Source organism: Faecalibacterium sp. AF28-13AC (assembly GCF_003478405.1).
Lineage (GTDB): Bacteria > Bacillota > Clostridia > Oscillospirales > Ruminococcaceae > Faecalibacterium > Faecalibacterium prausnitzii_E.
This window is the reverse complement of the sequence record NZ_QUFG01000005.1, coordinates 227,260-253,726: the sequence shown is the minus strand read 5'-3', so window position 1 is coordinate 253,726 and position 26,467 is coordinate 227,260. Positions and strand designations below refer to the sequence as shown.

At 60.1% G+C, this 26,467-nt stretch carries 24 protein-coding genes and 1 tRNA gene; 12 read left to right on the top strand and 13 right to left on the bottom strand.

The genetic code is table 11. The features are described from left to right. Nucleotides 1-41 precede the first annotated feature (41 nt). The 3 genes from DWY95_RS09340 to DWY95_RS09330 all read right to left on the bottom strand — a co-directional run bounded on the left by DWY95_RS09340 (nucleotide 42) and on the right by DWY95_RS09330 (nucleotide 879). Nucleotides 42-419, bottom strand: a complete 378-nt coding sequence (locus DWY95_RS09340; protein WP_223381672.1) for a type II toxin-antitoxin system HicB family antitoxin — start codon at nucleotides 417-419, stop codon at nucleotides 42-44. 14 nt (nucleotides 420-433) lie between these two features. Further along, entirely contained in the window at nucleotides 434-610 is a 177-nt protein-coding gene (locus tag DWY95_RS09335; protein ID WP_118553313.1) for a type II toxin-antitoxin system HicA family toxin, read from the bottom strand. 194 nt (nucleotides 611-804) lie between these two features. Next, a tRNA-Gly gene (locus DWY95_RS09330) sits at nucleotides 805-879 on the bottom strand. Nucleotides 880-1,060: 181 nt separating this feature from the next. Between DWY95_RS09330 and pyrH the strand changes: the two genes are divergently transcribed. From pyrH to DWY95_RS09290, 8 genes are all read left to right on the top strand, one after another. Further along, a complete protein-coding gene (pyrH, locus tag DWY95_RS09325; RefSeq protein WP_118553312.1) occupies nucleotides 1,061-1,771 on the top strand; it encodes a UMP kinase in 711 nt (236 codons plus the stop codon). 84 nt (nucleotides 1,772-1,855) lie between these two features. Continuing rightward, nucleotides 1,856-2,410, top strand: a complete 555-nt coding sequence (gene frr / locus DWY95_RS09320; RefSeq protein ID WP_118553311.1) for a ribosome recycling factor — start codon at nucleotides 1,856-1,858, stop codon at nucleotides 2,408-2,410. Between the two features lie 110 nt (nucleotides 2,411-2,520). Beyond that, entirely contained in the window at nucleotides 2,521-3,234 is a 714-nt protein-coding gene (gene uppS, locus DWY95_RS09315; protein ID WP_118553310.1) for a polyprenyl diphosphate synthase, read from the top strand. Nucleotides 3,235-3,271: 37 nt separating this feature from the next. Further along, nucleotides 3,272-4,132, top strand: coding sequence for a phosphatidate cytidylyltransferase (locus tag DWY95_RS09310; RefSeq protein WP_118553309.1), 861 nt, complete (start codon nucleotides 3,272-3,274; stop codon nucleotides 4,130-4,132). A gap of 25 nt (nucleotides 4,133-4,157) precedes the next feature. Then, complete coding sequence (gene dxr / locus DWY95_RS09305) at nucleotides 4,158-5,309, top strand: 1-deoxy-D-xylulose-5-phosphate reductoisomerase (protein WP_097792062.1); 1,152 nt, start codon at nucleotides 4,158-4,160, stop codon at nucleotides 5,307-5,309. Nucleotides 5,310-5,345: 36 nt separating this feature from the next. Then, nucleotides 5,346-6,506: a site-2 protease family protein gene (locus DWY95_RS09300; RefSeq protein WP_118553308.1), complete on the top strand. Its 1,161-nt coding sequence runs from the start codon at nucleotides 5,346-5,348 to the stop codon at nucleotides 6,504-6,506. Further along, nucleotides 6,472-7,569, top strand: a complete 1,098-nt coding sequence (ispG, locus tag DWY95_RS09295) for a flavodoxin-dependent (E)-4-hydroxy-3-methylbut-2-enyl-diphosphate synthase (RefSeq protein WP_118553307.1) — start codon at nucleotides 6,472-6,474, stop codon at nucleotides 7,567-7,569. The genes DWY95_RS09300 and ispG overlap by 35 nt, the downstream gene beginning before the upstream one ends. An 89-nt stretch (nucleotides 7,570-7,658) precedes the next feature. Continuing rightward, nucleotides 7,659-11,948, top strand: coding sequence for a PolC-type DNA polymerase III (locus DWY95_RS09290; RefSeq protein ID WP_243082682.1), 4,290 nt, complete (start codon nucleotides 7,659-7,661; stop codon nucleotides 11,946-11,948). A 202-nt stretch (nucleotides 11,949-12,150) separates the two neighbouring features. Here DWY95_RS09290 and DWY95_RS09285 read toward each other — a convergent pair whose 3' ends face one another. From DWY95_RS09285 to DWY95_RS09275, 3 genes are read right to left on the bottom strand one after another with little or no spacing between them, the layout of a single operon-like run. Then, nucleotides 12,151-12,588 carry an aspartate carbamoyltransferase regulatory subunit gene (locus DWY95_RS09285; protein WP_097792065.1) on the bottom strand — a complete coding sequence of 146 codons (438 nt, stop codon included), beginning with the start codon at nucleotides 12,586-12,588 and terminating at the stop codon, nucleotides 12,151-12,153. A 1-nt stretch (nucleotide 12,589) separates the two neighbouring features. Next, entirely contained in the window at nucleotides 12,590-13,528 is a 939-nt protein-coding gene (pyrB, locus tag DWY95_RS09280; RefSeq protein ID WP_118553306.1) for an aspartate carbamoyltransferase, read from the bottom strand. Nucleotides 13,529-13,543: 15 nt separating this feature from the next. After that, the gene (locus tag DWY95_RS09275) at nucleotides 13,544-14,296 is read right to left on the bottom strand and encodes a GntR family transcriptional regulator (protein WP_118553305.1); all 753 of its coding nucleotides are present in this window, start codon (nucleotides 14,294-14,296) and stop codon (nucleotides 13,544-13,546) included. 187 nt (nucleotides 14,297-14,483) lie between these two features. Here DWY95_RS09275 and DWY95_RS09270 point away from each other — a divergent pair, with 187 nt between their 5' ends. Next, a complete protein-coding gene (locus DWY95_RS09270; RefSeq protein WP_118553304.1) occupies nucleotides 14,484-15,026 on the top strand; it encodes a GNAT family N-acetyltransferase in 543 nt (180 codons plus the stop codon). A gap of 152 nt (nucleotides 15,027-15,178) precedes the next feature. Here the strand turns inward: DWY95_RS09270 and DWY95_RS09265 are convergent, their stop codons facing one another. Both DWY95_RS09265 and DWY95_RS09260 read right to left on the bottom strand, forming a co-directional pair. Next, nucleotides 15,179-16,549 carry an MATE family efflux transporter gene (locus DWY95_RS09265; RefSeq protein ID WP_118553303.1) on the bottom strand — a complete coding sequence of 457 codons (1,371 nt, stop codon included), beginning with the start codon at nucleotides 16,547-16,549 and terminating at the stop codon, nucleotides 15,179-15,181. 173 nt (nucleotides 16,550-16,722) lie between these two features. Then, nucleotides 16,723-18,729 carry a TIM-barrel domain-containing protein gene (locus DWY95_RS09260; protein WP_118553302.1) on the bottom strand — a complete coding sequence of 669 codons (2,007 nt, stop codon included), beginning with the start codon at nucleotides 18,727-18,729 and terminating at the stop codon, nucleotides 16,723-16,725. A 252-nt stretch (nucleotides 18,730-18,981) separates the two neighbouring features. On the opposite strand from DWY95_RS09260, the gene DWY95_RS09255 reads away from it, so the two are divergent. The 3 genes from DWY95_RS09255 (at nucleotide 18,982) to DWY95_RS09245 (ending at nucleotide 22,287) form a co-directional block, all read left to right on the top strand. Beyond that, the gene (locus DWY95_RS09255; protein WP_118553301.1) at nucleotides 18,982-19,596 is read left to right on the top strand and encodes a sugar transferase; all 615 of its coding nucleotides are present in this window, start codon (nucleotides 18,982-18,984) and stop codon (nucleotides 19,594-19,596) included. A gap of 132 nt (nucleotides 19,597-19,728) precedes the next feature. Next, nucleotides 19,729-21,063, top strand: coding sequence for an aspartate--tRNA(Asn) ligase (aspS, locus tag DWY95_RS09250; protein WP_097792072.1), 1,335 nt, complete (start codon nucleotides 19,729-19,731; stop codon nucleotides 21,061-21,063). A 15-nt stretch (nucleotides 21,064-21,078) separates the two neighbouring features. After that, nucleotides 21,079-22,287: a GNAT family N-acetyltransferase gene (locus tag DWY95_RS09245; protein WP_097792073.1), complete on the top strand. Its 1,209-nt coding sequence runs from the start codon at nucleotides 21,079-21,081 to the stop codon at nucleotides 22,285-22,287. Nucleotides 22,288-22,435: 148 nt separating this feature from the next. Here DWY95_RS09245 and DWY95_RS09240 read toward each other — a convergent pair whose 3' ends face one another. The 5 genes from DWY95_RS09240 to DWY95_RS09220 all read right to left on the bottom strand — a co-directional run bounded on the left by DWY95_RS09240 (nucleotide 22,436) and on the right by DWY95_RS09220 (nucleotide 26,218). Beyond that, entirely contained in the window at nucleotides 22,436-23,074 is a 639-nt protein-coding gene (locus DWY95_RS09240; protein WP_118553300.1) for a GDSL-type esterase/lipase family protein, read from the bottom strand. A 22-nt stretch (nucleotides 23,075-23,096) separates the two neighbouring features. After that, nucleotides 23,097-24,032, bottom strand: a complete 936-nt coding sequence (locus DWY95_RS09235; RefSeq protein WP_118553299.1) for an ROK family protein — start codon at nucleotides 24,030-24,032, stop codon at nucleotides 23,097-23,099. 15 nt (nucleotides 24,033-24,047) lie between these two features. Beyond that, nucleotides 24,048-24,752, bottom strand: a complete 705-nt coding sequence (locus tag DWY95_RS09230) for an N-acetylmannosamine-6-phosphate 2-epimerase (RefSeq protein WP_097792076.1) — start codon at nucleotides 24,750-24,752, stop codon at nucleotides 24,048-24,050. Next, nucleotides 24,745-25,206: a YhcH/YjgK/YiaL family protein gene (locus DWY95_RS09225; protein ID WP_118553298.1), complete on the bottom strand. Its 462-nt coding sequence runs from the start codon at nucleotides 25,204-25,206 to the stop codon at nucleotides 24,745-24,747. Before DWY95_RS09225 ends, DWY95_RS09230 begins: the two co-directional genes overlap by 8 nt. Before the next feature lie 82 nt (nucleotides 25,207-25,288). Next, on the bottom strand, nucleotides 25,289-26,218 hold the full coding sequence (locus tag DWY95_RS09220; RefSeq protein WP_118553297.1) for a dihydrodipicolinate synthase family protein: 930 nt from the start codon (nucleotides 26,216-26,218) through the stop codon (nucleotides 25,289-25,291). Nucleotides 26,219-26,467: the final 249 nt, after the last annotated feature.

The following is a 26,467-nucleotide window of genomic DNA, read 5'->3' as shown; positions in this document are numbered from 1 at the left end:
TTCCGGGTTTCTGTGTTTGCATGATTTCTTTTTATCTGAGGTTATGCGAGATGCAGATACTTTTCAAGGCCCTCCTGCAAGATGGCGGAGTAAGGAGCGTGAGCGGCTTCGGCTGCATCATTCAGCCATGCGGGAATGCTCAATGTCTTTTTGACGGCGCGTTTGGTGCTGGCAGGCTTCGTGTCGATTAACGAAACGAAGCAATGCTCTTCGGGCTTGATGTTCTGGATGGGGGTGGGAGTGGGCAGTGGCTTGCCCTCTTCCAACAGAACCGCAGCGTATCCGGCGAGAGCCTCTTTCGCGCCCTCCATGGTTTCCGCGATGGTGTCACCGAAAGATTGGCAGCCCTCCAAGTCGGGAAATTCTACCCAGAAAGAGCCGTCCTCTTCGTGGAAGATAGCAGGATATACAAGCGTCATACAAAAGTCCCCTTTCATTTCAGGCCGTGCCGCTTCAGAATCGCGTTCAGCAATCCGTTCGGGACGTCTTTGCCGTGAATTGGAATCGTTTCGATTTTGCCGTCTTTTTCGAGAATATGGTGGCTGCCGTTCACGCGGACGACCTTCCAGCCGTTTTTCTGCATGAGTTTCAGTAGGTCTTTATCTCGCATCGCTCAATTCCTCCTCATCAATAGTATACTACGTATCTACGTATTTGTAAAGACATTTGATGAACAAGCGATAAATTTTTGAGAAGGGCAGCATCGTTGCCAAAGAATGACTGATATTTTTGGCTGCAGGCCTTGTGACGTATGAGGGCATAAAGAAAGACGCCGATTCTGAACGAACCAGCGTCTGAAAAGGATGGAGCGGGCAATGGGAATCGAACCCACCTCCTCAGCTTGGAAGGCTGATATACTAGCCGATGTACGATGCCCGCGAATGCAAGAAATAGTATAGCATGGTTTGGCCGAAATGTCCAGCATAAATTTTAGTTTTGCGTCGTTTGGCGGGACAAATTGCTTTTTCTGTTTACTTTGCAGGCATTTTATTGTAAAATAGACAGAAGAAACAAGGCCGTCCTTCCCGGCGGCTCAAATATCATAGGTGGTGTATTGATTATGGCATTGAAATATCAGCGTATCCTTCTGAAGATCAGCGGCGAAGCTCTGGGCGGCGAAAAGGGCTCCGGCTTTGATGAGCCGACCATGGACGCCATCTGCGGCGGCGTGAAAAAGGCGCACGATCTGGGCGTACAGATCGGCATCGTCGTGGGCGGTGGCAACTTCTGGCGCGGCCGTTCCAGCGGCAAGATGGAGCGCACCCTGGCCGATAAGATCGGGATGCTGGCCACGGTGATGAACGCGCTGGCCGTCTCCGACAAGCTGGAGCAGCTGGGCGTCCCGACCGAGGTGTTCACCTCCATCACCATGCCGCAGGTGGCACCGGCCTTTACCCGCAAGGACGCGCTGCGCGCTATGGAGGAGGGCAAGATCGCCGTCTTTGGCGGCGGCACGGGCAACCCGTTCTTCTCTACCGATACGGCCACCGCACTGCGCGCCGTGGAGGTGTCCGCCGATGTGATGTTCAAGGCGACCATGGTGGACGGCGTCTACGATAAGGACCCCCACAAGTACCCCGACGCAAAGAAGTACGACACCCTGACCTTTACCAAGGTGCTGGAAGATCAGCTGGCCGTCATGGATGGCACCGCAGCCACCCTCTGCCGGGACAACAAGCTCCCCATCCTGGTGTTCGATCTGGCAGACCCGGACAACATTGCAAAGGCCGTGCAGGGCGAGAACGTCGGCACTCTGGTCTACGAGGGCTGAGCATAGCCCGCACCCCGCAGCAATAGAATGAGACAGGCGGCCCCGCTGCCTGTGCAGAATAAGTACAAACAGGAGACAACGACAATGAGCAGCAACACTAAGGCATTCGAAGAAAAGATGAAGAGCACCGTCGAGCACCTGAACCGTGAGCTGGCTTCGGTTCGCGCAGGCCGTGCAAACCCCGCCGTTCTGGACAAGGTGAGCGTGGATTACTACGGCGCTCCCACCCCCATCCAGCAGGTGGCGTCTGTGGCCGTCAGCGAGGCCCGCACCCTGACCATCACCCCGTGGGACCGCACCCTGCTGCGCGCCATCAGCAAGGCCATTCTGGCCAGCGATGTGGGCATCACCCCCATTGATGACGGCCAGACCATCCGCCTGAACTTCCCGGCCCCCACCGAGGAGCGCCGCAAGCAGCTGGCCAAGGAAGTCTCCAAGCTGGGCGAGGACGCCAAGGTCGCGACCCGCAACATCCGCCGCGAGGCCATGGATAAGGCCAAGGCCATGAAGAAGGCTGGCGAGCTGACCGAGGATACCCAGAAGACCATGGAAGAGGATGTCCAGAAGCTGACCGACAAGTATATCAAGATCATCGACGCAGCCGTTGAGGAAAAGCAGAAGGAGATCATGTCTGTCTGATCGCCGCGGCGAACGAGACCTTTCCAAGTGCCGTGTGCTGGTCGTAGTGCGCGGCACTTTTTGCCGACCGGCAGAGGCAAAAGATCTTTGCCGCAGAGAGGAGAAGTACAATGGAGCATCCCAAAGAATTCGCCGAGGGCCTTTCCATCGGCATCATCATGGACGGCAATGGCCGCTGGGCCAAGCAGCGCGGCCTGCCCCGCACCGCAGGCCACAAAAAGGGCGCAGCCGTCTTCCAGGACATCGCCAACTACTGCGAGGAACTGGGCGTCTCATCGGTGTATTTTTACGCCTTCTCGACCGAGAACTGGAAGCGCCCTCTCGAAGAGGTCAGCGCCATCATGAAGCTGTTCGGCGAGTACCTGCTCAAGGGCTTCAACTACAAGGACCGCAACATCCGCATCAAGTTCCTCGGCGATCGCGCTGCGCTGGACCCCAAGCTCCAGAAGCTGATGAATGAGCTGGAAGGCGACTCTGCCTCCAAGACCGGTATGACCCTGAACATTGCCGTCAACTACGGCGGCCGCCCGGAGATCGTCCGCGCTGCGCAGCAGCTGGCGGCCAGAGTGGCAGCAGGGGAGCTCAAGCCCGAAGAGATCACCGAAGAGATGATGTCCGATGCCATGTACACCACCGGCCAGAAGGACCCGGATTTCATCCTGCGTCCGAGCGGAGAAAAGCGCCTGTCCAACTTTATGCTGTGGCAGGCGGCCTATTCGGAGCTGGTGGAGATGGACGTTCTGTGGCCGGACTTCACCCGCGATGACCTCGACGCCGCCATCACGGAGTTCAACAAGCGCTCCCGCCGGTTCGGCGGCATCTGAACCATCCCCGGCAAACACAACCAAGGAGAAACACTCTATGAAAACACGAATCATAACCGCCGTGGTGGGCATCCTCGTTCTGATCGGTGTGCTCTTTACCTTTGACACGATGATCTTCAACCTTGTGATCGCTGCCATCACCCTCATCGCCATCCACGAGATCTATATGGCCCTCGGCTTCGAAAAGAAGGACTGGCTGCTGTACGCCGTCACCGTGCCGTATACGCTGCTGATCATGCTGTCCAGCTATTCCGTCTGGCGGGCGCTGGTCATGCCGGCTTCGTTCCTGCTCGTGCTGTTCTACGCCATCTATCTCGTGGTGCGCAACGGCACCATCAGCTTTGCGAAGACCAGCGGCCTTGTGATGTTTTCGGGCATCGTGATGTTCTGCTTCTATTCGTTCATCCGGCTGAAGGAGCTGCTGCCTGTGGCGGAATACGGCTATGATGCGATCTTTTTCATCCTGCTGATCCTCTGCTTTGCCTGGGGCGGCGACACCTGCGCCTACTTTGCAGGCCGCGCCTTCGGCAAGCACAAGCTCTGCCCCGTGGTCAGCCCCAAGAAGACGGTCGAGGGTGCCATCGGCGGTGTGCTGGGCACGATGGTCTGCGGCGTGGTCGTCACGGTGATCTACTCCATCGCAGCCGACCGGCTGGAGGCCTTCACCCGCTCGAACATCGGCGTCTCGATGTATGTCGTCATTGCGCTGCTGGCCTGTGTGGCGGCGGTGCTGGGCATCTACGGCGACCTGTTCGCCAGCGTGGTCAAGCGCCAGTGCGGCATCAAGGACTACGGCACCATCTTCCCCGGCCACGGCGGCATCCTGGACCGCTTTGACAGCGTCATGTTCATCGCACCCTTCGTCACGATGGTCATCATCGCTGTGTTCTATCGCTGATTTGCTCAATTTAGGAGGAAACACGATGTCTAAAAAAATCACTCTGCTGGGCTCTACCGGCTCCATCGGCACCCAGAGTCTGGACGTTATCCGCGCACAGGGCTATGAGGTGTTCGGCCTGTCAGCCCACAGCCACGTGGAGAAGATCCTGGAACAGATCGAAGAGTTCCACCCCCGGTACGTCTGCATGACGGACCCCGGCGCAGCGGCCCGGCTGGACGCTGCACTGGCAGGCCGCGCCCAGGCACCCCGGCTGCTGACCGGCCCGGAGGGCCTCAAGGAGCTGGCCGCGATGGACGGCCCCGATGTGGTGCTGAACAGCGTGGTCGGCATTGCAGGTCTGGGCGCCAGCCTGACCGCCATCGAGAGCGGCCATGACCTGGCACTGGCTAACAAGGAAAGCCTTGTCACCGGCGGCCATCTGGTCACGCAGGCAGTGGCAAAACACGGCGTCAAGCTGCTGCCTGTGGACAGTGAGCACTCCGCCATCTTCCAGTGCTTGCAGGATAAGGAGAGCGCCAAGAGCCTGACCAAAATCCTGCTGACGGCTTCCGGCGGGCCCTTCTTCGGGATGAAGACCGAGGAGCTGCGCGGCAAGACCAAGGCCGATGCCCTGAAGCACCCCAACTGGAACATGGGGGCCAAGATCACCATCGACTCCGCCACCCTGATGAACAAGGGTCTGGAGCTGATTGAGGCCGTCTGGCTGTTCGGTCTGCCCCCGGAGAAGATCCAGATCGTGGTCCAGCGCCAGAGCGTCGTCCACTCCGCCGTCCAGTACAGCGATAACTCCATCATCGCGCAGCTGGGTGTGCCCGATATGCGCATCCCCATCCAGTACGCACTGACCTACCCGGCCCGTGTGCCGGGCGTGGTGCCGGAGCTGGATTTCACCACCCTCAAGCTGCTGACCTTCGATGTGGCCGACGAGGAGACCTTCCGCTGCCTTGCTGCCTGCAAAAAGGCCATCAAGAAGGGCGGCCTCGGCCCCTGCGCCGCCAACGGTGCCAACGAAGAAGCCGTCAAGCTCTTCCTTGAAGACAAGATCGGATTTTTGGACATCGGCCGTCTGGTGGAGGCTGTGGTGGACAGCGACCGCTTCGGCGGCGACTACACGCTGGCCGACGTGTATGAGTGCGACAGAATGGCCCGCGCCTTCGTGCGCAGCCACCTGTAAGCGCGCACGGCTTATGAATTCATTTTTGGAGAAGCTATGTCTTTTATCATTACCCTTTTGGCTGCGGTGTTCGTGTTCAGCGCAGTGATCGCCATCCACGAGTTCGGCCATTTTGCAGTCGCCAAGCTCTGCGGGGTGCAGGTCAACGAATTTTCCATCGGCATGGGGCCTGTTCTGCTCAAAAAGATGCAGAATGGCACCCAGTACAGCCTGCGGGCGCTGCCGGTGGGCGGATTCGTGGCGCTGGAAGGGGAGGAGAGCCCGGAGAGCCAGCAGGCGGAGAAAGGGGAGCGTCCCGATGCGGAACCCCAGACGCCCCCTTCGTGCGCTGACGCGGACGGTTCCCCGGATGGAGAAACCGGGAACGCGGAAGCACCGGCGCAGCTTGTCGGCAAGCCGCTGAACGAGGCAGCGGTCTGGCAGCGGGCCCTCATCATGGCAGCGGGTGCGTTCATGAACTTCCTGCTGGGATTCGTGGTCATGGTCGTCCTCATTGCGGCACAGAGCGAACCCATCACCAGCCGGGTCATCTACGCCATCGACGACGGTGCCCTCTGCGGCCAGACGGGTCTGGAAGCAGGGGATAAGGTGCTGGCCGTCAATGGCCGCCGGTGCTTTGTGGCGAACGACATGCTCTATGAGCTGATGCGCACCGAGGACTACTCCGCCCGCTTCACCGTTCTGCGCGGCGGCGAAAAGGTGGAGCTGCCTTGCGTCCGGTTCGACACCTGGCAGGATGACAGCGGCGAGACCCACATGAGCCTTGGCTTTACGGTCTACGGCATCCGGAAAACACCGGCCAACGTGGTAAAAGAAGCATGGAACAGTGTGCTCTATTATGGGCGCATCATCTTCACCTCCCTGATGGACCTGCTGCGGGGCCGGGAGAGCATCAACGACCTCTCCGGCCCGGTGGGCATCGTGACGGCCATCGGGCAGGCGGCCAGCTATGGCTGGCAGGACCTGCTGCAGCTTCTGGTGCTCATCACCGTGAACCTGGGCATCTTCAATCTACTGCCCTTCCCGGCATTGGACGGCGGCAAGGTGGTGTTCCTGCTCATCGAGGGCGTCACGGGCCATGCAGTGCCGGAAAAGATCCAGAGCGGGCTGACGCTGGCGGCGTTTGCGCTGCTCTTTGGCCTGATGCTCTTCGCAACATACAATGATATCGTCCGGCTCATCACCGGGGCGGTCTAAAGAAAGGAAAACGACAATGCGGCAGCTGAAACGAGAAGTAAAGATCGGCAATGTGACCATCGGCGGCAACAACCCCATCGCGGTGCAGACCATGTTGAACGTCCCGGTGGAGGACATCGAGGGCAATGTGGCGCAGGCGAAGCGCTGCGAGGCGGCGGGCTGTCAGATCCTGCGCGTGACCTGCCCCAGTGCAGCAGACGCCAAGTGCATCGAGGCCGTCAAGAATGCGGTGAATATCCCCATCGTGGCGGATATCCACTTTGATTACAAGGCCGCACTGGCCTGCGCAGACGTGGGCGTGGATAAGATCCGCATCAACCCCGGCAACATCGGCGACGATGACCGCGTCAAAGCTGTGGTGCAGGCCTGCCAGCAGAAGAACATCCCCATCCGCATCGGCGTCAACGGCGGCAGTCTGGAAAAGCACATCCTGGCCCGGTATGGCGCACCCGTGCCCGAAGCCATGGTGGAAAGTGCGCTGTATCACGTCCGCCTGCTGGAAAAGTTTGATTTCAACAACATCGTCATCTCCATCAAGAACTCCAACGTCCCCCGCATGATGGAGGCCTACCGCCAGCTGAGTGCCGTCACCGATTACCCGCTCCATGTGGGCGTCACCGAGGCGGGCACCTACCAGATGGGTCTGCTGAAGTCCGGCATGGGCATCGGCGGGATGCTGCTGGAAGGCATCGGCGACACCATCCGCGTCTCGCTGGCTGCGGAGCCGGAAAAGGAAGTGGAAGCGGGCTACAACATCCTGCGCGCGGTCGGCTTCCCGGTGGCCGGCCCGGAGGTCATCACCTGCCCGACCTGCGGCCGCACCCAGTACCCCTGCACCGAGATCGCCAACGAGGTCGAAAAGCGGCTGCAAGGTTACAAGAAATCCATCAAAGTGGCCGTCATGGGCTGCGTGGTCAACGGCCCCGGTGAGGCCCGCGAAGCCGATATCGGCATTGCCGGCGGCAAGGGCGAGGCGGTCCTGTTCATCCACGGCCAGCCTATCAAGAAGCTGACCGGGGATAATATCCTCGACCAGTTCATGGATGAGATCTATAAGATCTGACGGAGAATCTGAACCATACGCTGCTGCGCTCTTTTGAAGAAGAGCGCAGCAGTTTGTGCTGTCAATGCATCGACCAAAGGAGTACCATTGTGACACCACTCGTATCCCAGCTGTGGCCGCAGTTCATGGCGGACCCGGATTTCGCGTCCTGCTTCGGGCGCGTTGTCGTAGAGCATGCCCAGATGCTGCGGCAGGAGCGGCAGGTCATTTTCACCCTGCGCAGCTCCGCTCCGCTGGACAAGGGGCTGTGTGCGCGGCTGACGGCCTCGCTGCAGCCCGATTATGAGGGCTTCGAACTGCGCATCCACAACCTCTTCGGTTATCCCTCACTGAACGAAACGGCCCTGCGGGAGCTGATGGAAGAGATGAAGCGGGATGGTGTGCCCATCAACGGCTTTCTGGACCGGTGTACCATCCGCATCACCGGGCAGAACATCGCCATCGGCGTCTGCCACGGCACCAAATTCTTGCAGGAGATGGAGTTTGAGCGCCTGCTGGCCGAGCGGGTGGCGGCGCACACCGGCGTCAAGCCCAAAGTCACCCTGACCAGTGCGGTGGGCGAAGCCGAACTGCGCCAGATGGAGGAAAAACTGGAGCGCAAGATCGCGCCGCCGGTGGTCAAGTTCGAGAAAAAGAACACCGCTCCGTCCATCAAGGTGGACGGCCTCGACCTCACCGACAAACCCGTCACCATCTTCCACGGAAAGATGTTTGCCCCCAAGAACCTCACGCCCCTCAAGGAGCTGGGCGGCGAGGGCGGCAAGTGCATCATCTGGGGCGACGTCTTTTTCACGGAGGTCAAGGGCAATTACCGCAAGATCTACACCGTTTCCATCACCGACTACACCGGTTCCATCAACCTGAAGATTCGCGCGCAGGAAGGGGAGGACTGCTCGAAGTGGGAGTCCATCGCCAAGGGCACCACCATCATCGTCCGCGGCGACTGCTCGTATGACAAATATGAACATGACTACATCGTGTATCCCTACGATGTGCTGTTCGTTGAGCGGAAAAAGCGGGAGGACCACGCCCCGGTCAAGCGGGTGGAGCTGCATCTGCATACCAAGCTGTCCAGCATGGATGCGTTCTGCGACCCCGGCGGCATTGTCCGGCTGGCCCATCGGATGGGGCACCCGGCGATCGCCATCACCGACCACGGTGTCTGTCAGGGCTACCCGGAAGCCATGCTGGCAGCGGACGACATCCACAAAAGTGACCCGAACTTCAAGCTCATCTACGGCTGCGAGGCCTATTTCGTGGACGACATGATCCCCTGCGTCTACGGTGTGCAGGATGCGCCCCTGACGGGGGAGTTCTGCGTGTTCGATACCGAGACCACCGGGCTGGACCCCAACGTGGAGTACCTGACCGAGATCGGCGGCGTCATCGTGAAAAACGGCGAAGTCGTGGAGGAATTTGACACCTTCGTCAAACCCGGCAAGCCCATCACACCCAAGATCACCGAGTTGACCGGCATCACCAATGAGATGGTCGCCGATGCCCCCAGTGAGGCTGAGGCATTGCAGGCGTTCCTGGATTTTGCAGGCGGGCGCATTCTGGTGGCCCACAACGCCCACTCGTTCGACATCCGCTTCCTCCGCATCGCGGCCAAACGGAGCGGCATCTCGTTTGAACCGACCTATATCGACACCCTGACCATGGCGCAGGCCATGTACCCCGGCTTGCACAACTACAAACAGGGCACCATCAACAAGCATCTGGAACTGCCCGCCTACGAGGCCCACCGCGCCTGCGAGGACGCCGGGGCGCTGGGCCGAATTTTCTGCGTGATGCTGAAGGACCTGGAAGAAAAGCAGGTCACAGCCGTCAGCGGCATCAACACCGGCCTGGGCGGCAACCGCGAGGTGCTGAAGAAGAAATACTACCACCTCATCATTCTGGTCAAGAACCAGATGGGCCTGAAAAATCTGTACAAGATCGTCAGCGAGGCCCATGTCAACTACTTCTTCAAAAAGCCCCGTGTGCCCCGCAGCCTGCTGAACAAGTACCGCGACGGCCTCATCCTAACCTCCGCCTGTGAAGCAGGCGAGCTTTACCGCGCCATCGTGGAGGGACGCTCCTACGAGGAATTGAAGAAGATCGCGGCCTATTACGATGTGCTGGAGATCCAGCCGCTGGGCAACAACGCCTATATGGTCCGCGAGGGCAAGGTGGACAGCGAGGAGGTCATCAAGGATTTCAACCGCACTGTCATCCAGTTGGGCGAAGACCTGCACAAGCCGGTCATCGCCACCGGCGACGTCCATTTCACCGAGCCGGAAGACGCCATCTACCGCTCTGTCCTTCAAGCGGGCAACGGCTTCAAGGATGCCGACAACCAGCCGCCGTTGTTCTACCGCACCACCGAGGACATGCTGAAACAGTTCAGTTATCTGCCCAAAGAAAAGGCGTATGAGATCGTTGTGACCAACCCGCGCAAGATCGCGGCTTCCATCGACGGCAATGTCCGCGCCATCCCACGCGGTACCTACCCGCCCAGCATTGAGGGTGCAGAGCAGCAATTGCGCGATGCAACGTGGGAACACGCCAAGCGGGATTACGGCGACCCGCTGCCGGAGATCGTCGAGAAGCGGCTGCAAAAGGAGCTGGATTCCATCTGCGGCCATGGCTACGCGGTCCTGTACGTCATCGCGGTCAAGCTGGTGGCCTACTCCAATGCGGGCGGCTATCAGGTGGGCAGCCGTGGCTCGGTCGGCTCATCGGCTGTGGCGCACTTCTCCGGCATCTCGGAGGTCAACAGTCTGCCGCCCCACTACCGCTGCCCCAAGTGCAGACACAGCGAGTTCATCACCGACGGCAGCGTGGACGACGGCTTCGACCTGCCGGATAAAAACTGCCCCCACTGCGGCACCCGGATGCTCGTGGACGGCCACGACATCCCGTTCGAGACCTTCCTGGGCTTTTACGGCGACAAGGAGCCGGATATCGACCTGAACTTCTCCGGCGAGTACCAGTCCAACGTCCACCGCTACACCGAAGAGCTGTTCGGCAAGGCCAACGTCTTCAAGGCCGGCACCGTGTCCGGCATCCAGGACAAAACGGCGTATGGCTACGTCAAAAAATATCTGGAAGAGCGGGGGAGAACGGTCAATCACGCCGAGGAGAACCGCCTGACGCTGGGCTGCACCGGCGTCAAGCGCACCACCGGCCAGCACCCCGGCGGCATGGTCGTCGTGCCCGACACCTACGAGATCTACGACTTCTGCCCCATCCAGCACCCGGCCGATGACGTGGCGGGCGGCCTGCTGACCACCCACTTCGAGTTCAAATACCTCCACGATACTCTTCTCAAGCTGGACGAACTGGGTCACGATATGCCCACCTTCTACAAGTATTTTGAGGAGTACACCGGCATCCCAATCGACTCCATCCCCATGAACGACCCCAAGGTGTACAGCCTGCTGACCAGCCCGGAAGCGCTGGGCGTGACGCCGGAGCAGATCGACAGCCAGACCGGCACCTTCGGCATCCCGGAAATGGGCACGAACTTCGTGCGCGGAATGCTGGTGGAGGCCCGGCCCAAAAACTTCTCCGAGCTGATCCAGATCTCCGGCCTGTCCCATGGCACGGACGTCTGGACCAACAACGCCGATGAGCTGATCCGCAGCGGCACCTGCACCATCGCCGAGGTCATCGGCTGCCGTGACAGCATCATGCTCTACCTGCTCCGCAAGGGGCTGGAACCGAAGATGGCCTTCGATATCATGGAGGCTGTCCGTAAGGGCAAGGTGGCCAAGGGCGGCTTCAAGCCCGGCTGGGAAGAAGCCATGCGGGAACACGAAGTCCCGGACTGGTACATCGAGTCCTGCCGGAAGATCAAGTATATGTTCCCGAAAGCCCATGCGGTGGCCTATCTGATGTCGGCCATCCGGCTGATGTGGTTCAAGATCTATCGTCCCCAGGCGTTTTATGCGGTCTACTTCACAGTGCGCGGCGACGACATCGACTACGAAGCCGCTGTGGGCGGTGCCGCAGTGGCCCGCGCCCACATGAACGAGGTCAAGCGCCGCCTGAAGGAAGAGAAAAACGCCAAGGACGAAGACGTCCTCGTTTCGCTGCAGCTCGTCAACGAGATGCTGGTGCGCGGCTATGAGTTCCTGCCCATCGAACTGGGCAAGAGCCGCGGTTCCAGCTACATCGTGGAGGACGGCAAAGTCCGTCTGCCGTTCTCGTCGCTGAAGGGTCTGGGCGGTGCCGCCGCCGACGCACTGGAAAAAGCGACCATCCAGGGGCAGGAGTATCTGTCCATCGAGGAATTGCAGCAGGCATCCGGCGTCAGCAACGCCATTCTGGACCGCCTGCGCCAGGTGGGTGCCCTCGGCGACCTGCCGGAGAGCAGCCAGGTGAGCTTTTTCTAAACTAATAAAAAACATCTGTAGTCTACTTCGTTGAAGAGAAGCACTTGAAGTGCACCACGTCAAGTAGACAGAAAAATATTAAGAGCGACGTCAGTATGCGGTTGACGTCGCTCTTTGTGCGCCTTTCGGCGCGGCTGGTATTGTGGCCCCTATGGGGCCGTTCTGCATACCCTGCGTTTCCACGCGGGGTTATAATTACCGATTATTCCGGTTTGACCTGCAGCTCCTGCTCGCAGTAGATGCAGCGATACTTGCCGTTGGAGCTCAGCTCAAAGATCTGGTCGCACTCTTCCTCAATGGAGGAGATGCAGCGCGGATTTTTGCACCGCACGATGTTGACCAGACGCTTGGGGGGCTGGGGCTTCTCCTTCTTGACCGCCTTGCCATCCTGGATGATGGTCACGCTGATGTTGGGGTCCAGGTAAGCCAGGACGTCCAGGTTCAGCCAGGAAGCATCGCCCTCCACCTTGATGATGTCTTTGCGGCCGCATTCGGCCTTGTGGGAGCGGGCGTTCTGGATCAGCGCCACATTGGCGGTGCGGTTGCCCTTGATGCCCAGCAGATCCATCAGGCCCATGGCGGTGCCTGCCTTGATGTGGTCGATCACGATGCCATTCTGGATCTCATCAATGTTCAGCATTTCAATGTTCCTCCTTGGTTTTGGGGTCGGCCAGACCCAGCAACGTCATGATGAGCGCCATGCGGACGTAGACACCGTTCTGGACCTGTTCAAAGTAAGCGGCGCGGGGGTCGTCGTCCACGTCCAGTGCGATCTCATTCACACGGGGCAGGGGATGCAGCACGGCCATGTGTTCCTTGGCCAGCGCCATCTTGTCGCTGGTCAGGATGTAGCTGTTTTTCAGGCGGACGTAGTCTTCCTCGTTGAAGAAGCGCTCCTTCTGCACACGGGTCATATAGAGGATGTCAAGCTCCGGCATGGAGTCCTCCAGGCTGCGGGTCTCGCGGTAGGCGATGCCGTTGGCTTCCAGCACATCCTTGATGATGTAGTCGGGCACACGCAGCTCTTCCGGGCTGATGAGCACGAAGCGGATGTTTTTGCAGCGGGCCATGGTCTTGATGAGGGAGTGGACGGTGCGGCCGAACTTCAGATCGCCGCACAGGCCAATGGTCAGATCGTCCAGACGGCCCATCCGGGTGCGGATGGTCATCAGGTCAGTCATGGTCTGGGTGGGGTGCTGGTGGCCGCCGTCGCCCGCGTTGATGACCGGGATGCGGGAGTAGCGGCTGGCGCGCAGGGGCGCACCTTCTTTCGGGTGGCGCATGGCCACGATGTCGGCGTAGCAGGAGACCACACGGATGGTGTCGGCAACGCTTTCGCCCTTGGAGGCGCTGGAAACGTTCTCACTCGGAAAACCCAGCACATGGCCGCCCAGGTTCAGCATAGCTGCCTCAAAGGAGAGGCGGGTGCGGGTGGACGGCTCGTAGAATAGGGTGGCGAGCTTTTTGTGGGCCGCGACGTCCTGGTAAGCAGCCGGGTCGCTGCGGATGCGGTCAGCCAGGTCCAGCAGGGAAGTGATCTCTTCCGGGCTGAGATCCAAGGGGTCGATCAGATGGCGCATGGATTTTTACCTCCGTCAAAGTAATTTTCGCAGAATGGAAAAATCGAAGAAGTTGGTGTAATAACTCAGCGAGCGCATGACCGGATGACACAGCCGGTTGAAACAGATCTCGTCGAGCAGCAGCATGGCCTCGCCCGGTGCAAGCCGCATGGCAGCGCGGATGGACTCATCGCCGCAGCTGGCCTTCAGGTGCGCCACGTTGGACGAGATCTGCTGGCTGCACTCCTGCTCCAGGATATCGAACACGCCGCCGCTCAGGTCGATGCGGGTGTAGTCCCGGTTGCCAAACAGGGCGCGGGGCAGATAATCAATGGAGTAGATGACCGGGGTGGTGTCGGCGAGGATGCGCTTTTTGATGCAGATCACCTCATCCCCCGGTTCAATGGCCAGGTCGCGGGCCAGCTCGGCCCCGGCGCGGATGGGATAAATCTGGATGCCATCGGCGTGGGGGTAGCTGCCAAAGCTGCGGATCAGCGGGTAGTATTCCAGCTTCTGGTCCAACCGACTGCGCAGGTTGAGCACCGTGCGGTTGACCACGGTGCCGATGCCGCGCACCCGCTCGATGTAACCGGCGCGCTCCATCTCGCTCAGAGCATCGCGGATGACCGTGCGGCTGACGCTGAGCTGTGCAGCCAGATCGACCTCTGCGGGCAGACGGTCTGCGTCGGCGTAGCGCCCGGTGCGCAGTTCCTCCAGCAGGGCCGACACAATGCGGTCGCTGATGACGGCCCCGCCCAGGCGGATAGACGAAGAGCTGGAATCTTTCATAGGTTGTATCCTCCGGTTCACGGGCGGGAAGCTCCCGCCTGGACTTTCCGAAAAACTGCCCGGCAACCCCAAAGTTTTACTGGACAAATTTTCTTGTATTCATTATAACATAAGATGAGATGATTTCAAACGGCAATTCTACTGGAATCCGGAAGAAAGTATGATTTTATTTTGGAGGGTCTTGGAAATGGAACTTCTGCTGAACAAAGTGTGCGGTCAGCCCGCCGCACTTCCCGTTGCGGTGCGTCGGTGCGGCCCGACGGACGCCGCCGCGTTTTACGCGCTGCAAAATGAGGTGCGGGCCGCCATGCCGCACCCGGAGCAGTTCGTGCCCGACACACAGGAAAACATCACAGCCTATCTTGCGCACGACCTGTGCCTGGGTGTGTTCGATGGAGAGCGGCTGGGAGCCTATTTCATCCTGCGCTACTGCGGGCAGAGCGAACACAACTATGCGGCCTTTTTGGGCATCCCGCAGGCCGAGTGGGACCACTGGGCCAATGCCGACAGCGCCGTCGTCCACCCGGACTGGCGGGGCAACGGCTTGCAGCGGAAGCTGCTGGAAGCCGCCCTGCCGCTTCTGCGGCCCGGCATCGTGGGCATCGGGGCGACCGTCAGCCCGGAAAATCAGTACAGCTTAAACAACGCTCTCGCCTGCGGCTTCGCCATTGCGGCCCGCCGGGAGATGTACGGCGGCTATGACCGGTATCTGCTCAAAAAAAGGATATGAAAAAGCAGGGCTGCGGCTTTACTCCTTCCGACATCGCTCACGCGATGCCACCTCCCTCTTAGAGGGAGGCTTTTAGGCCCCCTCCCAGAGGGGGCTGGCACGGCGAATGCCGTGACTGGGGGAGTACGCAACAGCCCTGTTCTTTTTTGAGTTTAAGCCGCGATCTTTACCGGCTTCCCTGCGTTGTTCATTTTGTGCCGCACCACCAGCAGGCAGGCGAGGTGGACGGAAGCGGTCAGGAGCCAGCTGATGGGGTAGCTGATGTACAGCGTGGTCGTGGAGCGGAACAGCTGAAAGATGGTGGCGATCCACACCAGACGGAGCAGGCAGCTGCCCACCAGACTGACGATCATGGGCAGGACGGAGTAGCCCCGCCCGCGCAGGCAGCTGGCCAGCGTGTCCATGATGCCGCAGAGGAAGTAGCTGGTGCAGATGACCTTCATCCGGGCCAGACCGGCGGCGACGACCGTTTCATCGGTGGAATAGAAGTGGAGCAGCCCCTCACCGGCAAGGTAGGCACCGCCGCCCAGCACGATGCCGACCACCACGGCACAGAGCAGGCAGTTCCGCATGACGCGGTCGAGGTTGTCATACCGGCGGGCACCCACGTTCTGGCTGGTGAAGGTGACAGCAGCCTGAGCAAAGGCGTTCATGCCGGTGTAGATGAAGCCCTCGATGTTGGCAGCGGCCGAGTTGCCCGCCACGATCGTGGAGCCGAAGGAATTGACCGCCGACTGGATGACGACATTGGAAAGGCTGAACACGGTGCTTTGCAGACCGGCAGGCAGGCCGATCTTCAGGATCTGCACCAGCGCTCCCTTGTGGAAGCCCAGATGCCGCAGGTCGAGGTGGAGGGGGCCTTCTTCTTTCATGAGCAGGACGGTGACCATGAGGGCGGAGACCGTCTGGCTGATGATGGTGGCCAGCGCCACGCCCGCCACACTCATCTGGAACAGGATGACGAAAACGAGGTTCAGCACTACATTGATGACGCCGGACACGGCCAGACAGTACAGCGGGCGGCGGGTGTCGCCTACGGCGCGCAGCAGCGAGGCATTGAAGTTGTACAGCATGGTCATCGGCATCCCGATGAAGTAGATCTTCAGATACAGCGTCGAAAGGTCAATGACATCTTCCGGGCAGGACATCAGTTCCAGAAGGCCGCGTGCCGCGAAAAAGCCGACAAAGGCCAGCAGCACACCGCTGACGAGGCCCAGCGTGACAGAAGTCTGGACGGTGTTCTGCACTCCGCGCTCGTCTTTGGCACCAAAGCAGCGGGCTGCGACGACATTCGCGCCCAGCGAAAGCCCTACGAACAGGTTGACCAGCAGGTTGATGAGCGCACCGTTCGAGCCGACAGCGGCCAGCGCGGTGCTGCCCGCGAACCGTCCGACGACCACCACGTCTGCAGCATTGAACAGGAGCTGCAAAATGCTGGATGCTGCCAGCGGCAGGGAAAACAGGATGATCTTTTTCAGCAGCGGGCCGCTGGTCAAATCGCCCGTCCGGGTCAGTTGTGCCATGAATCGCTTCCTCCTTGTATCAGGCTGGAATCAAAAATTCGTTGTTTGTCATCAGAAAGCGCCGCCTTCCGGAGAGGGCGGCGCAATTTCTTATTATAGTCCCTGAAAACGTAAATTACAAGCAAAAATTGGATAAAGTCGAGCCGAAAGGCCGCGTTTCCGGTGCGGACGGCTCAGCTCTGGATGAGCCGCCAGTGCTCCGGCGCGTCATAGTCGGTGGTGAAGCCGTCGTCGGTGTACATCCGGTAGGCGGCAGAGCCTCCGTCCGGGAGATAACTCCACAGGGTCAGCTGCGTGTCGTCCAGCTGGGCGGTGTTGTCGGCCGGTGCTGCCACCGGCACGATGCAGCCGGGCCGGAGGAAGAGCAGCACCTCATCCAGCGCACAGCGCAGGTAGTGGTGCCCGGCGGGGAGGACTTCCTCGTCGTAGTCGTCCACGCTGCGCAGGCGGAGCATCTTCATGGGCTCCGGCAGATAGACCATCCGGCCATGGGTGTTTTGGGTGTAGATGGGCGCGGCCATCAGCCCTTCGCCGAGCAGGAGCTGGTCCTGCACCTCGCGGGCGTCGGGGTCGGCGGGGTAATCAAAGGCCAGCGGGCGGAAGTAGGAACCATTTTCAAGCGCGGCCTTCATGAATTCGCTGTACAGGTAGGGCAGCAGGGCGTAGCGCAGGTGCAGCATCCGGCGGATGGCGGGCAGCATCTCCGGGAAGCAGTAGTATTCCTGCATCCGGGTCCCGATGGCGGAGTGGTTGCGCATCAGCGGCGTCAGGAGGCCGAATTCCAGCCAGCGCAGGGCAAGGTCCGGCGTGGTGTCAGAGCTGAAGCCGCACAGGTCGGCACCGGCATACAAAAAGCCGCACATCTGCACACTGGGCATCATCTGGATGTTGGCCAGCAGCTGCCCCCAGGAGGCGTTGTTGTCGCCCAGCCAGATGCCGCCGTACCGGTGCGAACCGATCACGCTGGAACGACTGTACAGCAGCATCCGCTTTTCCGGGTGCTGTTTTGCGAAGGCTTCGCCCGCTGCGCGGGTCATGCTGCCGCCGTAGAGGTTGTGCACCCTGTCGTGACGGATCTTCTGGCCGTTCACTTCGTGGTAAAAGCTGGCATAGTCTTCGGGGCTGTTCATCAGGCCCATCGCGCCGCCCACGACCTGGCTGAAAAATTCCTCCTGCTCGATGTTGTCCTTTTCGCGCAGAGCGGCCATGGAGTCCAGAAAGGCCCGGAGCCGGTCCGGCGAGTAGAAGAGGGACGGTTCGTTCATGTCGTTCCAGAAGCCCTCGATGCCGAGGTCGGTCAGAACCTTGTACCGCCCGCCGAACCATTCCCGCACCTCTGGCCGCAGGAAATCGGCAAAGTAGGCCTTGCCGGGCCAGACCGCCGCCACGAAGGGGGTGCCGTCGGCCTTTTTGCAGAAGTAGCCTTTTTCCAGCCCCTCTTTGCAGGTCGCGTCGGCATCGTCGATGCGGATTCCCGCGTCGATGATGGGCACCAGCCGGATGCCCTCCGCCTTCAGCTCATCGGAGAGCTTTTTCAGGTCGGGGAAACGCTCCCGGTCGACGGTGAAATCGGCGTAGCCCTGCATGTAGTCGATGTCCATGCAGATCATATCCAGCGGCAGGCCGTTTGCCTTGTATTGGCGGGCGACCTCCCGCACATCTTCTTCGGTCTTGTAGCCCCAGCGGCTCTGCGCCAGACCGAACGCCCACTTCGGCGGGATGTAGCTGCGCCCGATGAGGGCACGGAACTCTTTGCAGAGCGCGTTCTCGTCCCCGCCGGAGAGGACGTACAGCTCGTAGTCCGGCTCCTCGGTATGGAAGCACAGCGTGTCGTGCCGGGTGTAGCCGATGTCATAATGGACTTTTCCGGGGAAATCCACAAAGAGACCGAAGCAGTCCTCCCCGTTCCGGATGAGCAGAAAATTGTGCGCACCATAGTACGAGAGCTTGTCCTCGGTGTGGTGCGATTCATCGGTGTTGTTGGCGATGTAATGCCAGCCGCGCTTGTTCAGCCCGCGGGGCATCTCGCCCAGGCCATAGACGACGCAGTCTTCCCGCATCCGATACGTCCAGCCTTCGGCGGCCGGGGTCAGAAAGGGGACGCTGCCTCCGCAGAGGGGGAGCACCTGCTCGACGCTCTCGGTGGGGATGGGATGCCCGAAAGAAAATCTCTGGATCATGATGGGACCCTCCTTTAGGATAAAAAACTCACAATGTCATTCCAGTGGTATGATACGGCAGAACGCCGCCCGAAACAAGGGGCAAAACCGGCTGAAAAATGCAACAAAACCGGCGTTTGCCCGGCGGCGGGCTGCCCATACTCCGGATGCGGGTGTTCCGGAAAACCTTGCGCGATGAATTGAAAAATGTCGGAGAGCTTGGTATACTAGAACCGTTCCATCCACACCAACGAATAAGGGAGAGAAAGTTCTATGTATCGTAACGGCATCAAGCGGCTGCTGGCGGTCATCCTGTCGCTTTGCGGCATGATTGTGTTATCGCCGCTGCTGCTCATCCTCTGCATCGCCATCAAGGTGGATTCGCCGGGCCCCATCTTGTTCAAACAGAAGCGGGTGGGCATCCACAAACAGCATTTCAACATCCTCAAATTCCGCACCATGCGCATGGATACCCCGCATGATATGCCCACCCACATGCTCAAGGACCCGGACCAGTATATCACGCGGGTGGGGCATTTTCTGCGCAAAACGAGCCTCGATGAGCTGCCCCAGCTGTGGAACATCTTCGTGGGCGACATGGCGGTCATCGGCCCGCGCCCGGCGCTGTGGAACCAGTATGACCTGCTGGCCGAGCGCGACAAATACGGAGCCAACGATGTCCGCCCCGGCCTGACCGGCTGGGCGCAGATCCACGGCCGCGATGAGCTGGAGATCGACGAGAAGGCCAAGCTCGACGGCTACTATGTGGAGCATCTGAGCTTCGGCATGGACGTGAAGTGCTTCTTTGGCACCATCGTCGCCGTGCTGGACCACGACGGCGTCGTCGAGGGCGGCACCGGCACCCTGCACGAAAAGAAAAAAGGGTAAGGGACAGCGCAAAGCGTGAACAAATGGGCCGCAGCGGGGAGAAGTTGCGGACGAAGATGGGGGTTTTGGGTTGATTTCTCCCACAAAAAGGCTATAATAAAAAAGTACACAAGAATACGAAGGAGGATTTCCATGAATCGCACCTACATCAACGAGGTACAAAAGGAAATTGGCAATACGGTCAAAGTTCAGGGCTTTATCGAGAACCTGCGCAACAGCAAAGCCATGGCCTTTATCGTGCTGAAAGATATTACCGGCAAGCTCCAGATCACCGTCGAGAAGGCCGACCACCCCGAACTGGTGGACACCATCGACCAGCTGACCCCGGATTCTGTCATCACCGTCACCGGCAAGGTGGTGGAGAACGATTACGTCAAGATGGGCGGCATCGAGATGATCCCCACCGCCATCGAGATCGAGAGCATTTCGGACGCACTGCCCATCGTCCGCAAGGAGATCGCCGCGACCAAAAAGAAGAAGGCCGTCGAGCGCTCCAGCATCGACCAGCGCATTGATTACCGCTGGGTCGATCTGCGCACCGATGAGAACCAGCTGATGTTCAAGGCCCAGAGCTGCATGGTCAACGCCATGCGCAAGTTCCTGCTGGACCAGAACTTCATCGAGATCCACACCCCCAAGCTGATCGCTGCGGCCAGCGAGAGCGGTTCCGAGGTGTTCAAGGTCGATTACTTTGACCGCAACGCCTACCTGGCACAGAGCCCCCAGTTCTACAAGCAGATGGCCATGGCGGCCGGCTTCGAGCGCATCTTTGAGACCGGCCCCGTCTTCCGTGCCGAGAAGAGCTACACCAACAAGCACGCCACCGAGTTCTCCGGCTTCGATCTGGAGTTCAGCTACATCACCTCTTTCCGCGATGTCATGAAGATGGAGGAAGAATTGCTGAAGGCTGGCCTTGCCGCTGTCAAGGAAGCATACGGCGAGCAGATCCAGGAAGCCTTCGGTCAGGAGGTCATCGTCCCGGAGACTCCGTTCCCCGTGGTCAAGCTGGCCGACCTGTACAAGGGTCTGGAAGAGGAGTTCGGCTACACCGTCGATGACTCTGAAAAGGGCGACCTGACCACCGAGGCCGAGCGCCTGAGCTATGAGTGGGTCAAGAAGCACTATGGCCACGAGTTCCTGTTCATCACCGATTACTCCGCCGAGAAGCGCGCGTTCTACCACATGCGCGACGAGAACGGTGTGCCCCAGGGCTACGACCTGATCTGGCGCGGTGTCGAGATCACCACCGGCGCACAGCGTGAGCACCGCTATGAGGTGCTGAAGAAGCAGGCTGAGGAAAAGGGTCTGGCCGAGGATGTCAAGTTCTATCTGGAGTTCTTCCAGTATGGCTGCCCGCCGCACGGCGGCTTCGGTCTGGGCATCGACCGCCTGACCATGCTGCTCTGCGGTCTGCCCATCAAGGAAGCCGAGTTCCTGTTCCGCGGCCCCAACCGTCTGACTCCGTGATGATGGGGCGTTATCATGAACGCCGCAGAACATTATACCACCCGCTACCTCGAACCGAAGGATCTGGACCAGTACAACGCGCTGCTGCGGTATACTTTTCAGGTCACGGAAGAGGAACTGACCGCCACCGGCTGGAAGGACGATGAGATCAAGCAGTCCAAGTTCCCGGTGCTGGAGCGCGCCGATGTGCTGGGCTGCTTCGATGGCGAAGACCTCATCTCGCAGTTCGCGGTCTACCCGCTGAAGATGAACATCTACGATACGGTGTACCATGTCGGCTTTGTCACCAGCGTCTGCACCTACCCGGAGTACACCGGGCAGGGCATCATGAAAAAGCTGATGATCCAGGGCCTGACCCAGATGCACGAGGAGGGCAAATCCTTCGCGCTGCTCTACCCGTATTCCATCCCGCTGTACCATCATCTGGGGTGGGAGATCGTCTCCAACAAGATCTCGTTCAACATCAAGGACCGGCAGATCCCCACCAAGGTCAAAGCGCCCGGCTACGTCCGCCGCGTCTCCTGGGACAACACCGAGTTCCATGAGCTGCACTCCCACTTTGCGTCCATCACCCATGGGTGCCTGTTCCGCAACAGCCTCGCGTGGGAGGAATACTGGCGCTGGGATGAGGACGACACCAATGTGGCCGTCTATTACAACGTCAAGGATAAGCCCTGCGGCTACATGGTCTACCTCATCAAGAACGACATCATGCACATCAAGGAAATGGTCTATCTGAACCGCGAGGCGCAGAAAGGCCTGTGGGAGTACATCCACGCCCACGATTCCATGATCGATGAGGTGCACGGCAGCACCTATTTCAGCGAGCCCATCGCCTTTGAGATGGACGATGGCGACATCAAAGAGAGCATCCGTCCCTATGCCATGGGCCGCATCATCGACGTGGAAGACTTCCTCGCCGATTATCCCTGCGACCCGGACGGTGGCACCCTGACCATCGCGCTGGAGATCGAGGACAAGCTCCTCCCATGGAACGACCGCACCTTCACGGTGAAGTTCGAAAACGGCGAATGCACCCAGACGCAGGAACCGCCGGAGCATCATCTCAAAATGGGCATCGGCACCCTTTCCACCCTGCTGCTGGGCTATAAGACGGCAGAACGTCTGTATGAGCTGGAGCGCATCGAGGGCAGAGAAGAGGCCGTTGAGCGTCTGGACGATGTGCTCTTCCACAAGATCCCGTACATCTCGGATTACATCTGAACAAACCATAAAACCCCTCTCCGTCATTGCTTCGCAATGCCGCCCCGCCCAAAGGGCGGGGTCTGGTGCTGTATGTTACAGCATCAAAAAGCTCCCCCTTTCGGGGGAGCAGGCATGTGTCAGCGTGGCGGAGAGGGTTTTTATTCGCTCAAAGGAGCGTCGGCACCACTTCGGCCAGCTTTTCAGCCAGCTGTGCGTGGCCGCGGCGGGTCAGGTGCATGAAGTCGATCTGGTTGAACTCGCACCCCTCTGCATCGAGGAAATGCACATGGTTGCGTGCGGCGATCATCTGGAACTGCGCGGCCACCCCGCGGGACTTCTCCACGCATCCGTCGCCCATGACTTCGTCGTGGAAGCCCTCCTTGATGCGGGGCGGTGCCACGATGAGGATGTTGGGCTCCTTGCCGCCCCAGCAGTCCACGCTCTTGCACTTCTGGATCAGCCGCTCCATGCCGACGCCGATGCAGGCAGCATTGGCACCGAAGCGCTCCTTGACGTCGTTCGTGCCCAGCATGATGATGAGCAGGTCGATGACCTCATGGCTCTTCAGCAGGGCATATGCAACGCTCAGAGCGTCCATGGATTCGTGGATGGGGTCCACGAAAACGGTCGTCCGGCCGGACAGGCCCTCTTCGGTGACGAGGTACTGGCTGCCCAGCGCGGTCTGCAGCCGACAGGTCCAGCGCTCGTCCTCGTTGAAGCGGATGCCGCCGTCGGCGTTGTCCTTCGGGTCGGCGCAATAGCCGTGGGTGTTGGAGTCGCCCAGGCAGAGAATGTGAGTTTTCATCGCAAATACACTCCTTTTTGAGTTATCGTTCCGGATGACTCTGGCGGAAATAGTAGATGGCGCCGACCATTCCGGCGTCGTTGTGCAGCTGGGCGGCGCGGATCTCCAGCCCTTCGGCAAAGGCGGGCATCACGGAGGCTTTTACCTTGTCCGCAATGGGGTCGATGAGCAGCTTCTGCTGGGCGCTCACGCCGCCGCCGATCAGGATCAGCTGGGGGTTGAAGATGTGCACCATGCCGGCAAGGCCCTGCGCGATCTCATCCGTCCAGTGGTCCAGCAGGGCAAGGACGGTCTCGTTGCCTGCCTGCGCAGCGGCGAAGATCGCGCGGCCATTCGTCCAGGCGGGGTCTTTCTCCTGCGCAGCACGGACGAGTGCGGTGGTGGCGGCGTAGCGCTCCCAGCAGCCCGCAGCCCCGCAGGTGCACGGCACACCATCGAGCGCGTGGAGCCGGTAGTGGCCCAGCTCACCGCCCAGACCACGGGCACCTTCCAGCAGGCGGCCACCGGTCAGGATGCCGCCGCCGACGCCGGTGCCCAGCGTCACCCCGATGACGTCGGTGTAACCCTTTGCGCCGCCGACCCAGACTTCGCCCAGGCACATGCAGTTGGCGTCATTCGCTACGGTCACGGGCAAGCCGAACAGCGATTCGAGTTCCGCTTTGATGGGGGAGCCGATGTAGTGGGGCAGATTGCCGCAGGTGCCGACGACCGTTCCGGCGCGGCTGTCGATCTGGCCGGTTGCCGAAACGCCCACGCCGACAAGGGCGGCAGGGGAGATGTTCTGTGCTTCCACAAAGGCTTTGGCTGCCTTGCACACCGTGGTCAGGATGGGCGTCTCATAGCCGTCAAAGCTGACGCTCTCCTCGGCTTTGGCCAGCACAGCACCGGTCTCATCCACGATGCCCAGCTTGACGGAGGTGCCGCCGATATCAATGGCAAGATACTGTTTTGTCTTCATAAAAACGTCTCCGCGTCAGTGGTTCATGGCGTTGATGGCACCGGTGAAGCGGGCCGTGATCTCAGCGGGGCGGGTGATGGCACCGCCGACCACGAGGGCGAACGCACCGGCTTCCAGTGCCTTGACGGCCTGTTCGGGATAGTGGATGTGCCCCTCGGCGATGATCTTGGCCGGGCACTCTGTGGCCAGCTTGTGGACGAACGCGAAGTCGATGTCGTTGATGCCCTGAGTCTCCGGGGTGTAGCCGCGCATCGTGGTGCCCACAAAGTCAGCACCGGCTTCGGCGCAGGCCATGGCATTTTCAAAATTGTCGCAGTCGGCCATCAGCAGCTGGTCGGGATACTTCGCCTTGATGGCGCGGATGAATTCCGCAGAGGTGGAGCCGTCCGGGCGGAGCGCACCGGTGCCCTGCACGGCGAGGATGTCCACACCGCAGGCCACCAGCTCGTCCACTTCCTTCATGGTCACGGTGATGTACATCGGGGTGCCGGGGTAGTCTTTTTTGATGATGCCGATGACGGGCAGGTCCACGACGGCCTTGATCTGGGTGATGTCGCGCACGGTGTTGGCGCGGATGCCGACGGCCCCGCTCATGGCGGCGGCTTTGGCCATCAGGGGCATCACGCCGCCCTCCTTGGTGTACAGCGGTTCGTGCTCCAGCGCCTGGCAGGAGACGATCAGGCCGCCCTTGATCTGAGCAAACAGTTTTTCCTTATCCATGGTATTTATCCTCCATTCTGATCTTTACGACTGCTTTGCGCACATTCCGGCAATCGGGCTGTGCAACGCCGGGCTTGTGCAGCTCGCCGGGGAAGAAGAGCACGAACCGCCCGCCGCCCAGGGTGCCGAACACGGCGTCCGGGCTGTCCTGAAAGCCGATGTCCGGGGCATAGGGCTTCACTTCGGTGCCGGGTGCGGTCTCGTAGCCCCAGCCCTCGCTGCCAGTCAGGTCGATCTGCAGATCGGCGTAGATGCGGTGGTATTCCGGGTGCGAGCCTTCGTTGGGGTGGAGTTCGGCGTCCATCACGTTGATGAACACCTTGTCGCCGTCCACTTCGGTGCGGCCCAGCGGCAGGGTGTTCAGGTCGCAGGTCGTCAGGAAGGTGATGGCTGTGTCGAGGTTCTTGTGGAAGCCCTGATACAGGGTCAGGTGCTCCAGAGTATCGCAGATCATAAGGTCCCTCCATCAAAAAGAGCGCCGACCCTCTCCCCTCAGAAACGAGACGGAAGAGGGGGCGCTTTTTCAGTTTACAGATTTACAGTTTCGCAATGGCAGCTTCGATCATGGCCTGTGCCTCGGCCACGATGGGCTCATCTTCGGGGATGAGGCTGGGCATCGGCTCACGGACGCCGCCCAGCTCCAGACCGTACATCCGGCGCAGGATCTCTTTCTGCACGGCGTACAGGTTGCCGTGTGCCTCGCACATCTTGTAAATGATGCGGTCGGCCTCATACTGGAGAGCCTGAGCTTCCCGGATCTCGCCCTTGTTGATGTGCTCGTTCATGGCCAGATACAGTTCGGGCATGACGGCATAGGTACCGCCGATGCCGCCGTCGGCGCCGATGACGCGGCCGGAAACGAACTGCTCATCCGGGCCGTTGAAGACCACGAAATTGCCCTCGCCGCGGGCAGCGATGCCGGCATCCTTGAACATCTGGATGTCCTGGGTGGGCATGGAGCTGTTCTTGACGGCCACCACGTTGGGGTTCTTCAGCATTTCCTTCAGCAGGCTCATGGTCAGTGCCGTGCCTGCCAGCTGAGGGATGTTGTAGATGACGAAATCGGTGTGGGGGGCAGCAGCGGACATGGCGTTCCAATACTTGGCGATGGCATACTCCGGCAGGTGGAAGTAGATCGGGGGGATGGAAGCAATGGCGTCCACGCCCACGCTCTCGGCGTGTTTTGCCAGCTCGACGCTGTCGGCAGTGTTGTTGCAGCCGACATGGGCAATCACGGTGATCTTGCCCTTGGCTTCGCTCATCACGGCCTCCAGGACCTGCTTGCGCTCATCGGGGTGCTGGTAGATGCACTCACCGGACGAACCGCCGACATACACGCCCTTGACGCCCTTGGCGATCAGGTGGCGGGTGAGGGCCTTGACGCCCTCCACGGAAATGTGACCGTCCTTGTCATAGCAGGCATAGAACGCAGGGATGACACCCTGATACTTGGAAATGTCTTTCATGATACTTGTCTCCTTCTCTATCGAATCATGGTTCAGACGTTGTTTGTTGGGGGAGGGAACCCAAAACAGCAAGCTCGTACGCTCTCTGTTCGGGCAGCGGGAGCAGCACCCTCTTGCGGTGCCCTGCATCCGCTTCGGCCCTTGGGCGGGTCTCGCGTCTTGCAGACCGCTGCGCCAAAACAGCAAGCTCGTATGCTCTCTGTTCGGGCAGCGGAAGCAGCGCCCTCTTGCGGTGCCCTGCATCCGCTT